This is a genomic window from Streptomyces aureus (assembly GCF_000725495.1).
Classification (GTDB): Bacteria; Actinomycetota; Actinomycetes; order Streptomycetales; family Streptomycetaceae; genus Streptomyces; species Streptomyces aureus_B.
Map to the genome: position 1 here is coordinate 15,628 of NZ_KL647040.1, position 11,961 is coordinate 27,588.

Annotated in this window: 8 protein-coding genes; all 8 read right to left on the reverse strand. The window is 72.1% G+C overall.

What is annotated here, in order from left to right; genetic code table 11:
• Window positions 1-59: 59 nt before the first annotated feature.
• Entirely contained in the window at window positions 60-2,693 is a 2,634-nt protein-coding gene (locus IO36_RS38705) for a glutaminase domain-containing protein (protein ID WP_078943714.1), read from the reverse strand.
• A 412-nt stretch (window positions 2,694-3,105) separates the two neighbouring features.
• Entirely contained in the window at window positions 3,106-4,713 is a 1,608-nt protein-coding gene (locus IO36_RS38710; protein WP_078943715.1) for an MDR family MFS transporter, read from the reverse strand.
• 319 nt (window positions 4,714-5,032) lie between these two features.
• Window positions 5,033-5,398 carry a cupin domain-containing protein gene (locus tag IO36_RS38715; protein WP_037627608.1) on the reverse strand — a complete coding sequence of 122 codons (366 nt, stop codon included), beginning with the start codon at window positions 5,396-5,398 and terminating at the stop codon, window positions 5,033-5,035.
• A gap of 21 nt (window positions 5,399-5,419) precedes the next feature.
• A complete protein-coding gene (locus tag IO36_RS38720; protein WP_037627609.1) occupies window positions 5,420-6,991 on the reverse strand; it encodes a class I tRNA ligase family protein in 1,572 nt (523 codons plus the stop codon).
• A gap of 9 nt (window positions 6,992-7,000) precedes the next feature.
• Entirely contained in the window at window positions 7,001-8,329 is a 1,329-nt protein-coding gene (locus IO36_RS38725; protein WP_037627611.1) for an HAD-IA family hydrolase, read from the reverse strand.
• A complete protein-coding gene (locus tag IO36_RS38730) occupies window positions 8,326-9,585 on the reverse strand; it encodes an FAD-dependent monooxygenase family protein (RefSeq protein WP_037627613.1) in 1,260 nt (419 codons plus the stop codon). Before IO36_RS38730 ends, IO36_RS38725 begins: the two co-directional genes overlap by 4 nt.
• Window positions 9,585-10,892 (reverse strand): aspartate aminotransferase family protein, encoded by a 1,308-nt coding sequence (locus tag IO36_RS38735; protein ID WP_051901278.1) that lies wholly within the window; start codon window positions 10,890-10,892, stop codon window positions 9,585-9,587. The genes IO36_RS38730 and IO36_RS38735 overlap by 1 nt, the downstream gene beginning before the upstream one ends.
• Before the next feature lie 224 nt (window positions 10,893-11,116).
• Window positions 11,117-11,932, reverse strand: coding sequence for a nucleoside-diphosphate kinase (locus tag IO36_RS38740; protein WP_158997739.1), 816 nt, complete (start codon window positions 11,930-11,932; stop codon window positions 11,117-11,119).
• Window positions 11,933-11,961: the final 29 nt, after the last annotated feature.

An 11,961-nucleotide genomic window follows, 5' to 3' on the forward strand; every position in this document is an offset into this window, starting at 1 on the left:
GGACAGGGCTAGGGAACCCGACGGGGCAGAGGGGCTGAAGGAACCTGACGGGGCAGGAGCTACAGGAACCGCCACAGGTGGTCGGCGGTGCCGTTGTCCTCCCACTGGGTGACCTGGGCGGCGTCCGCGCCGGACATCCCGTCGACGGCGAGCAGCTTCCCCGAGCGGACGTTCACGATCTTCGACCAGCCGTCGCCGGCGTCGACGATCCGCCAGACGTGGTCCGGGGTGCCGTTGTCCTGGTACTGCTGGGCGTGGGCGCCGTTGTCCAGGCTCTGGTCGTGCACCGCGAGCACCTTGCCGCTGTTGCGGTTGACGATCCGTACCGTGCCGTCGCCGTTGTCGATCAGCGTCCACAGATGGTCGACGGTGCCGTTGTCCGTGTACTGGGTGACCTCCGCGCTGTCGGCCAGGGACATCCCCGAAACCGCCAGCACCTTCCCCGAGTTGCGGTTCTGGATCCGGCGCCAGACGGTGCCGGAGGCGGCCGGCGACAGCAGGAGCGCGAACGCCCCGCCCACCACGGCCCGGTCGGCGAAACCCCGCTGGGCGGCGGTCGCTACCACGTACCAGTCGGTGAAGGGGGTCCGTTGCGGAGTGGTGGTCGCGAAGTTGTACACGCCGTCGACCAGGGTGTCGCGGGTGGCGGTGTGATCGGCGAGCCACGCCGCTGTCCACAGCTCCCAGTCCACCTTCGTGTAGTCGTTGCGCGGATCGAGGATCACTCCGTACGTCCCGGCGTGGGCCGAGTACCAGGACGCCTCGCGGGCGGCGGTGCCGAGCGGCACCAGGTCCAGGCCGAGCAGCCGGTCCGGGAAGCCGTTGTACTTCAGGCTCCAGGTGCCGTCCTGGTCGTAGGCGAGCTTGAGGTGACGGCCCGAGGAGTCCTCGGAGAGGGTCGTCCAGCGGCTGACGCAGCTCCTGGCCAGCGCGGAGTAGTGGGCCGCATCGCCGGACTCGCCCGCGGCGGTGGCGATCACGCCCATGGCGCCGATGCCCACGATGCCCTTGAGCGCCAGGTTGGAGCTGTGGGCGATGAAGCCGGTGAAGTCGTCGGTCTGGTTCTGGTAGCCGGGGTCCAGGGCGTTGGCGGACAGGTACTCGGCCCACCGGCGCAGGATCGTGTAGTGGGTGCGGGCGAACGCGGCGCCGTCGGCGGCGGGCAGCCGCTGCACGACCGCGGCGGCCATGATGAGCAGGTTGGCCGACTCCTCGACCGGCATGGACTCCTCGTTGCCGTCGTCGTGGCCGTCCGCGTTGGGGTAGAGCCGGCCCAGGTCGTGCTCGGCGAAGGGGTTGGGCCAGCCGCCGTGTTCCGGGTAGTCCAGCAGCGGCTCCAGCAGCATCCGCAGATAGGCGGGGGAGAGGTGGAGGTACACCGGGAACGTCGGGTAGATGACATCGACCGTCGACATGTTGCCGCTGGAGGAGATCTCCTTCTGGAACGCCCAGGGGGCACCGCCGCGGTCCACCAGTTCCGCACTGCCCACGGCCTGGCGCAGTGCCAGCGCGCACACGGCCGCGTAGTGCTCACCCGTGGTGCCCCCGCCCAGGGCGGCGACCGCCTCGTCGTGGATGCGCCGGTCGAGGGCGGTGGCGGAGTCCGACGCGGCGGCGTGATCGGCGTGGAACCAGGCGACCATGTCGGCCCAGGAGCCCCAGTAGTGGGTCCACCAGGGCTGGAGCCGGGTGCCGAGGTAGCTCACGGCAGGGGTGCGGACGTGGCCGAGGGTCAGGGTGAAGTCGGGGGAGGGCGCATCGGGGCCGACGGTGCCGAAGTCGTGGTTGAAGCCCAGTACGGGCCAGCGGTCGTCGATCGCCCGGGGCCGCGCCCCGTCCACGGTGCCGGCGAGGCGTCCGCCGCTCGCCGAGGCGGCGCGCACCACGGTGTCCTGGCCGATCTCCCAGGTGGTTCCCGTGCCCGTGGGGGCCGCGAGCACCAGTCGCCCCCACGCGGCCTGGTCGCCGTTCTCCTGGAGGACCGCGGGGGAGGCGGGCTCGGCGCTGAGCACCGTCATCCCGCCGGTCTCCTGCTGGTCCCAGGTGATGAGGGTGCGGCTGTCGCCGTGCGCCCATTCGCCGGAGACGTCGACATGGACGTCGACGCTGTGGGCCCGCCCGTCGTTGCCGGCCGCCCGCACGGTGACGTAGCTGAGCGGTACGGACTGGCGCTGGAGGTCGTCCAGGTCCACCGGGGAGAAGAAGGTGACGGTGAGGGTCACCCCGCCGCCGGTGAGGGTGTAGATCGAGCGGGTGGCGGTGAGCTGGAGCGAGACCTGCTGCATCGTGTTCAGGGTCGGACCGCCCGGCAGCGCGGGTGATCCGGCGAAGACGTAGGCCGTGCCGTCGATCCGGGCCAGGCCGCACAGTGCGGTGACGCGCCCGTTCCAGAAGGTGGCCCAGGTCCCTGCCAGGTTGTCCCCGGGCACCCAGGTGGACAGGTACGGGGACCGTACGGCCAGTGGGACGGCGGGCGGGCGCAGCGGACTGAACGTGGACGTCGCGACGGCCCGCTGGGACGCGGCGGCCGGACCCGCGGCGGACGACGTGGTGGCCCGGGCGGTCTCGGCGGCCTGCGCCGCCCGCACGGCGAACAGTCCGTCGGTGGCCGCGGCGGCGACCAGCGCCCCGCTCCACCGTAAGAGCGTCCGACGGCGGGGCCGCGGGGTGCGGGAATCTTCGGGACTGACCATGGGATCCGGTCTCCGGTGCGTGGGGGGCGGCGGACGGCCGTGCGGAGCGTTCCAGGTGCTGCTCGGGGGCCGGGCGGGGGCGACGGCTCGGTGCGGTGAGCGGGGATCGTCGGCGCTGAGGTGCGTGAGGGACACCGTGCGGATGGTTGCCGGCCGGACGGTTTCTAACGTTGGAAAGGGAGTGCCAGACGGCATGACACCACCGGCAACGTGTCATGTCTATGCCTGTGACAGAAATGGCCGGTCGGGTCGGCTGCGCATTGGCCGGGAGGGGTTGGTCAGCCGCGTCGCCCGAGTCCCCGCCGCCCGGCCGGAGCCGGTTGCGCCGGGTCGTACGCGTTGGGGAAAGCCGAAGGCGCCCGGCACGATCCATGACGGATCGCGCCGGGCGCCTTCGGCATCGAGAGGCGGATCAGCCGGCGGCAGCGGCGGGGGCCTCCTGGGCGCTCTCCTCCGGAGCCGCCCCGGGCTTGGCGGCGGCGTCGAAACCGCGCAGCGGGACGTGGCGGATGAAGACCGCGACCAGCAGTCCGGCGGCGGCCACGACCGCGCCCCAGGCGAAGACCTGGCCGACGCCGTCGGTGACGGCCTCCTGGAACACGTGCTGCGCCGTCGCGGGCAGGCTCTTCAGGGCCTGCGGCGTCATCTGGGCCACCTTGAGCCCGCCGTCGCCCGACCCGGCCGCCGCGCCCATGTGGGAGGTGACGGTGTCGGTCAGGGTGGTGGCGTAGACCGAGCCCAGCAGCGAGACGCCGACGGAGCCGCCCATGTTGCGCAGGAAGGTCGCGGCGCCGGTGGCGGCGCCCATGTTGCGCAGCGGCGCGTTGTTCTGCGCGATGAGCATCGTGCTCTGCATCAGGCAGCCCATGCCCGCGCCGAGCACGACCATGTAGAGCGAGGTCATCGTGCGGGAGGTGTCGATGTCCATGGTGGCGAACAGCGCCAGGCCGGCGGCCATCAGGACCGTGCCGGCGATCGGCAGGGCGCGGTAGCGGCCGGTGCGGCTGATCAGGGTGCCGCCCGCCATCGAGACGACCATCGACGAGAGCATCATCGGCATCAGCAGAAGACCGCTGTTGGTCGCCGAGGAGCCCTGGACGAACTGCTGGAACTGCGGCAGGAAGGTGACCCCGCCGAACATGGCGAAGCCGACGATGAAGCTGAGGGCGCCGGCGAGCGAGAAGTTGCGGTTGGCGAACACCGACAGCGGCATGATCGGCTCGGCGGCACGGCGCTCGACGATCACGAAGGCGACGAAGGCGAGCACGGTCGCCACGGCCAGGCCGATGATGGTGGCCGAGTCCCAGTCGTACTCGTTGCCGCCCCAGCTGGTGATCAGCACGAGCGTGGTGATCCAGGTGGTGAGCAGGGCCGCGCCGCTCCAGTCGATACGGGCCTTGCCGGTGCCGCGCGACAGCTTGGCCAGCGTGAACCAGCACACCAGCAGGGCGGCGACGCCCAGCGGCAGGTTGACGTAGAAGGCCCAGCGCCAGGTGAGGTGGTCGGTGATGAAACCGCCGGCCAGCGGGCCGCCGATCATGGCGACGGGCATGACGGCCATGAGCACGCCCTGGTACTTGCCCCGCTCGCGCGGCGGCACTATCTCGGCCATGACGGCCATCACGCCGACCATCAGACCGCCCGCGCCGAGACCCTGGAGGGCGCGGAAGCCGATCAGCTCGCCCATGTTCTGCGACATGCCGCAGAGCACCGAGCCGATCAGGAAGATCACGATGGAGGTGAGGAAGGTCATCCGGCGGCCGAGGAGGTCGCCGAGCTTGCCCCAGATCGGGGTGGCGGCGGTCGACGCCAGGATGTAGCCGGTGGTCACCCAGGCGAGGTGGTTGAGCCCGCCGAGGTCACCCACGATGGTCGGCAGGGCCGGGGCGACGATCATGTTGTCGAGCATGGCCAGCAGCATCGCGATGACCAGACCGCCCATGGTCATCATGATCTCGCGATGGGTGAACCCCGGGGGCGCCTCCGCCTCCTGGGGCGTCTTCGCTGCTGTCGACTCCATGGCACTGCCTCTCTGCGAACGATCACTGCAAGGCCGGGGGCAGCCCACGTCAACGCGCTCCCGCAGTCCGGAGCCGGACTGCGGGAGCGCGTGAAGAAAGGGGGGAACTGCTCCAGGCGCGGCCCGCGCCGGGCGGGGCCGAAGCGGAGTTCGATGCACTCTCCACTTACCTGTCGGCAAGCAACTTACTTGCCGCACGGTAAGCATGCAAGCCGCGGCCGGAGACGGCCGATCGACGAAGCCGGTGTCGTGCACCTGCCATGGGCCGTGGGGTCGCGCTGAGCGGCGTTCCTGCCCCCGGGGGCGGGAGTGGCGCTCCCTACTCGGCCACCTTGTAGCCGGGTACGGAGGGCCAGCGGACGGTCAGGACCACGGACTCCTCCTCCGCGAACCAGGAGTGGTCGACGTCGCGGCCCCACACCACGTAGTCCCCCTGCTCGGCCAGGACGACGCTGCGTCCGGGCAGCTCCACCCGGAAGCGCCCGCTGATGAGGACCAGCAGGGCCGTGCGCTCCTCACCCGTCACCCACTGGGCCCGCTCGTCGCCCCTGGGGTGGACACCCCATTTGATCTCCACCGCCTCGCTGTGCCGGGGATCGGAGGCGTCCTTGAAGTGCCCGAGCAGCCACCCCCGGTCCAGTGCCGCGTCCTTGCCCGCATTGCCCACGTACACGCTGTCGGTCATGGCCCGGAACGTACCAGCCGGTCACTCCTGATCCTGAATGTGTACGTACGGCCGCAGGGCCGCCGGATCGAGCGGCCCGGCGGGCTCGTCCGCCGAGCCGGCCGGAGACCGAAGGGGCAGGGGCTCGAGATGTTCCGCCTGCCGAAGATCGGGCTCGCCGGGGAAGCCCAGCCGCGCCCAGACCTGATCGGCCAGCTCCGGGAGCAGCGGGCGGGCCAGCAGCGCCACGCCGACGAGCCATTCCGCGTCCGCGGTGAGCGGGCCGCCGATCCACGCGTCGAAGGCCTCGACGGCCGCCGTCAGATCCGGGGAGTACGGGGTGAGCAGCTCGTACTGGGCGGCGGCCGCCTTCAGCGCCGACTCCGCCCGGGGCACCGGCCGGGACTGCTCCCGCAGACGGTCGAGGGCGGGGCGCAGCACGCTCGTCCGCCATGTGCGCAGAGCGTTGACGTGGTCGGTGAGCGACCGCAGGGAGATGTCGGCCGGGCCGTGGTCGAGGGGCGCGTGCAGCAGGGCGTAGCGCAGCTCGTCCGCGGTCACGGACGTGCCGTCCAGCAGCTCGGACAGCCAGATGCCGTGACGCTTGCTGGTGGAGCACTTGTGGCCCTCGAACTGCAGCATGCCGTTGACCACCGTGGCGTCGAACGGCGTCAGGGTCCCCCGGGAGCCCTGGGCGATCACGTCCGGAACCAGCAGTCCGGGAGTGGAGTTGTCGCTGCCGAACAGACCGACGGTGGTGACACCGCTGCCGGGGGCGAAGGGGTTGACCGCGGCTCCGGTCGACGCCCGGTGCACCTCGCCGCAGTAGACGCTGTAGAGGAAGTACCCGTTGCTGATCACCTTGCCGGCGGGCAGCGTTTCGCTGCGGATGCCCCAGTCGCCCTGGCCGGACAGCCGGACGCGGCCGCCGTGGGCCTCCAGGGCGCGTAGCAGCGGAGCGAGGAACACCGGGCGCAGGCCGGCCGCGCGATGACGGTCGGCGATGGCCCCGGGATCGTCGGCCGTCGCGAACCAGTTCCGCTCCGTACGCCACTCCACGGGGCCGTCACCGATCCGGGAACGGGCGTCGACCAGCTGCTCGGGGACGAAGTACTCCCCGCAGTACGTGCACGTGCTGCCGCCGCACGGGCGCCCGCAATGCGGGCACTCGCCGGCGATCCACGGGCCGACCAGCGCTCGCCCGGTGTCCCGGGCGAACGGGATGCGCTCGCTCTCCAGCCGGGCGGCCCCCGTGGTCCGCAGCCGGTTCAGGACGTCCTCGTGCAGCTGCCGGTAGGCGTCCCGGTGCTCCTCGCCGGACGGGTCGATCCAGGCGTCCAGCCGGACCGACAGGCGGGCGAGGTCGCGGGCGATCCCCGCGTGGTGGTCGCGGCAGGTCTCCTCGGGCGAGCGGCCCTCGCGATGGGCGGCGGCCACCACCCAGTCCTCGTACACGTCGCTGCCCGTGACGACCGCGACCTCATGGCCCTGGGCGCGCAGCGCGCGGGCGATGACGTCGGCACGGAGGTAGGTGCCGCCGCCGTGGCCGATGTGCATCCGCCCGTTGGGGGTGGGCTGCATGGGAACGAGCAGGACCTTCTGTTGTATGCGCATGGCGGTGGGTCACCCCTTGGCGAGGACGGAGACGACGTGGTCGGTCAGTTCGGGCAGGGAGGCGATCCGGGGACCGGTCCACGAGCGCGGCTCGCCGCACTCCACCAGGACGGCGTTCATCCCCGCCGCGACGGCGCCGGCCAGTTCGCCGTCGGTCCCGTCACCGACGAAGAGACAGGCGCCCGGCGGCACACCGAGCCGGTCCGACGCGATGCGGAACAGCTCCGGGTCGGGCTTCATGACACCGGTCTCTGCCGAGAGCAGCAGCTCGTCGAAGCGCCCCGCGAAGGCGGAGGCGGCCACCATCTCCCGTACGTCGGACGTGCAGTTGGAGACCAGGGCCGTCCGCAGCCCGAGCCGTCTCGCCAGGGCCACCGCCTCGACGGCGCCGGGCAGCGGAGTGGCGAAGGCCTCACCGTGCAGCCGTCGCCGGGTCGCCGCTGCCTCCCGCGCCCGGACCGGGGACCAGGTGCCCCCCACCTGGTCGCGCAGCCAGTCCAGGTAGTCCGGGAAGGGGCGGGTCTCGCGCACCTCCCGGGTGCGCTTCCAGGCGTCGGCGAGGTCCCCCGGGCGCTGTCCGAGCGCCTCGGCGGTGGCCCCGAAGGTGCGCGCCTTGAGTTCCTCGGGAAGCGGGACCAGCGTCTTCCACAGATCGAACAGCACGGCCCGGGGCCCCCCGGGCCAGGCCCGGACGGCGGGTTCGTCCCAGCGGGCGTTGTCGATCACGACGTCGGCCATGGCCCCCGGCGGATGCTGTGCCAGGTAGGCGCGCTGGGCGGGCAGGTACTTGTCGGCGTACTTGAGCATGACCTCCGCGCCCTGGGCGGGCAGGTCGCGCCGTCTGGCCCGGTCCAGCACCGTGTCCTCGTCGATGTCCAGATGGACGAACAGGTCGACGAGGTGCCGGGTCTCCTCGCGGTAGAGGAAGACGCCCTCCAGGATCACCACGGTGTCGGGCCCGATGTCGTGGCGGATCGTCCGCCACTCGTCGGAGGGAAGGTCGAGTGCGGCGACGGAGCGGTGCAGCCTGCCCTCCGTCCGCAGGGGCACCAGGACGTCGGCGGCCAGGCGGGCGAAGTCGATGCTGCGTTCGTAGTACTGGCGGGGTGCCGGCAGCGTGGGGTCGTACCGTTCCGCACGGGGCCGGTGGAAGTCGTCCACATGGACCACGGCGACGGGCGTGCCGCGCTCGTCCAGCGCGGCACGCAGCCGTTCGGCCATGCGGGACTTGCCCGCGGTGTCGACTCCGGTGATGCCGGCCACGTACGGGCGCGCGACGGTGGCGCGTCGCTCGATCAGCAGCGCGGCCAGTGCGTCGAGGACGGGCTCGTCGCTCATGCGCCCACCTCCGTGACGGGCGCGGCCGAACGGCTCAGGCGGACCGCCAGCCGCCGGTAGAGGTCGCTCGCGTAGGCGGTGTTGTCGCGGCGGTCGAGCGGAGTGGGCTCCACCCGGAGGACGGACAGGAGCGGATGCGCGGTCCCCGAGACCAGCAGCGCGCCGTCGTCGTCCGCGAGGAGCCGGTCGGGCGAGTCGCCGGGGCGCGCCAGCACACCGTCGAGGTAGAGGTCCGGGGCCTGACCGTGATAGCCGAGCGCCTGGACGACGAACGCGGCCTCGTCGAACCGGTCGGACGCGTCCGCGAGAACCGGCGCGTCCACGAGGTGCGCGCCGGGCAGTTCACCCGCCCACAGCGCGCAGTACAGCGCGCGCGACTGATGGCGCAGCCCCGAGTCGCGGTAGACGATCCCGGTCGCGGGACAGACGTCGCGCACGGCGTCGAACGGCCGCTCCCTGCCCGGTACTTGGTCCCGGCGGGCGAGGTCGGCGCTGTCGTGCACGAGCCGGCCCGGGCCGCGGCGGACGACCTGCACGAGGGGCAGCGGCACACCCGGGTGTTCGGCACGCAGCTCGGCCAGCAATTCGAGCAGGATCTGCAGCGCGGACATCGCGCTGTGCGAGGCACCCGCGACGACGACCGGACGTCCGCCCGCCGCGAGCAGCCGGTCCTTGACCTGGGACCGGTGGGCCGTGCCGATCACGGTCCCCGACAGCACGACCTTGGCCCGCCAGGAGGCCAGTTCGGGATGCGGACGCTCCGCGCGGCCGGTGGCGAGCACCGCGTGCCGGCAGGTCTCGGTGCTGCCGTCGGCGAGGCGGACGTCTACCAGGTCGCGCTCGCGGTCGGCGTGGACCGCCACGACCGTGCTGTCCAGCCGTGTGCCGTCCGCCCCCAGCGCCGTGCGAAGCGTCTCACCGAGCACGGTGAGGGCGTCGGCCAGCCGGGACATGGCCACCGGCTGCTCGGCACGGGCCACGTCCATCACCGCGGAGGACCGGGCCAGGGGTGCGAACGGGCCGCTCAGATCCAGGTGCTTGAGGAAGCGGGAGCCGATCGACGTGGTCGTGATGCCGTAACGGGCGAAGCCGCCCGGGCCCACGCCGGCGCCCCGCTCGTACACGCGGACGCGGTGACCGAGCAGCGCCGGAGCCGAGGACAGGAACGTGGTGGTGCGGAAGCCGCCCCCGATGAAGGCGATGTCGCTGTCCACGGCCGGCCGCGGCGCGACGGGCTGCGCCGAGCGGGAATCCATCAGATCCCCTCCGACAGCAGCAGTTCGGTGAACCGGTCGCAGATCACGTCGGCCTCCTCGAGCGTCAGGACGAGCGGGGGCCGGATCTTGAGCACGTTGCCGTGTCCGTAACGGGATGTCCGGATCACCAGCCCGTGGTCCAGGGCGCGTTCGGCCAGCCGGTTGGTGAGCGCGGCGCTCGGACGGCCCTCCTCGTCGACGATCTCGATCCCGATCATCAGACCCACCCCGCGCACGTCCGCGATCTGCGGGTGGGCAGCGCGCAGGGCGCCCAGGCGGTCCAGGATGTGCGCCCCCGTGGTGCGGACGTTGGCCAGGAAGTCGGCGTCGTCGATGACGTCCAGCGTCGCGAGCGCCGCCGCGGCGGCCAGCAGATTGGCGCCGTAGGTGAAGGAGTGGTCGTTGGTCGGCAGGCCGGCCAGCTCGTCGCTGGTCAGGATGGCGGCCACCTGGGCACCGGAGCCGCCGAGCCCCTTGGCGAGCGTGATCGCGTCCGGGTCCACACTGAAGTGCTCCGCGGCGAACATCCGTCCCGTGCGGCCTATGCCCGTCTGCACCTCGTCGAAGATCAGCTTCATGCCGTGGGTGTCGCACAGCTCGCGCAACGCGGCGAAGTACCCGTCCGGCGGCACGATGTTCCCGCCGTTGCCCGAGATCGGCTCCACGAGCACCGCCGCCACGCTGCCGCTGCTGGCGTACTCCAGGAAGTCGTTGATGCGGTCGACGCACATCAGCCCGCACGAACGCGGGTCCTGGCCGTAGAAGCACCGCATGCAGTACGGGTCCGGCACCTGGAGGCCACCGTGGTAGAGCTGCGCCAGCGGCTGCTTGCGGAAGGCGTTGCCGGACAGACTGGCCATCATCACCGTCTGCCCGACGTGACTACGGAAGAGGGTGATCACGTCCCGGCGGCCGGTGGTCCGCTGCGCCATCTTCACGGCGCCCTCGTTCGCGGCCGAGCCGCCGTCGACCTTCAGATGGGCCTTGCTGATGCTCTTGGGCGCCAGCCGCACCAGACGGTGGGCCAGGGCGTTGATCGGTTCGGTCTGGAAGCCCGACGTCACATGGATGAGCTGGTCGGCCTGGTCCTTGATCGCCTGGACCACGGCGGGATGGCGGTAGCCGAGGCTGAGGTTGAACGTCGCGGACGCGCAGTCGATGTACCCGCGACCGTCCGAGTCGTACAGGTAGATGCCCTCACCGGCCACCATCCGGGTGTCGGAGACCGGATAGTAGACGGCGCTGGCGTTGGTGGCCTCCTGCTCGGGCACCAGGCCCGGAGCCACGAGATGAGGGGGCAGCGGCATACGAGGACTCTCCAGGCTCAGGGCGTTCTGCGGCGGGGAAGCGGACGGCGGTGGCGGGGTCGCGAGGGCGGCCGTGAAGGCGGGAGCGTCCGGCGGTGGCGGGCCTGCGGGGGAGGCCGTGACGGCGGAAGCGTCGGGCAGCAGGGGGCGGCCGCTCGAGCGACGGCCCGGGGCTGTGGGGGAGGCCGCGACGGCGGGACCGTCGGGCAGCACGGGACGGCCGCTCACGCGACGGCCCGGGGCCGGACCTCGGTGTACAGACCCTGCGCCGACAGCCGGCCGGCCAGGTCCCGGGCCTGCGTCTCGGTACCGGTCAGCAGACAGGACCGGCCCTCCACCTCGGCCTCCACGTACGCGGAGATCACCTCCCGCGGAGTGGTCCCGGGCAGCGCGTCCGCGATCAGCGACATGCCGTGGTCCACCGAGTGCGGATCCCCGGGCAGCAGACAGGCCTCGAACGCCCCGCCGGTCGGGCGCGGGCGCCACGCGGCCCGCCAGCCCTCGTCCTGCGCGGTCCGCCAGAAGTCCCGTGCCTCACCCAGCAGTTCCGGCCGGGGCACGGCGGCCAGCCGGCCGGTGATGCCCTCGGTGGTGCCCTCGTCGCGGTGCCGCTGAAACGGCCGCCCCGTGGGCAGACTGACCAGGTATTTCTCCACGTTGGGGGCGATCTCGTGCGGCTCGGTCGGCGTGTGCACGCAGTTGGCGAACGCCGACGTCCCGAACCGTGCCCGCACCTTGCTCCGCACCTCCACGCAGCGCCCCACGACGTCGGGCCCGCGCACCACGATCACCTCGCACGGCCCGCTGGTCAGGTACAGCCGCAGCAGCTCGGCGGTGATCGGATACTTCGGCCCGGCGAACTTGGGCCAGGTGTCCATGACGTCCTCGTCCTCCAGACAGACCTCGTAGCGCAGCTCGACGCTCAGCCGCGAGGCCGCGAGGAGCACCTCGACGTAGGCGCGTGCCGGGGGAGACCGGTAGCCGTCCGGCTTGACGACGAGGACGCTCAGCTCCCCGGGGCCTTCCTGGTGGGACGTCATGGGGTGCCCTTTCTCTTCGAACGGGGTGC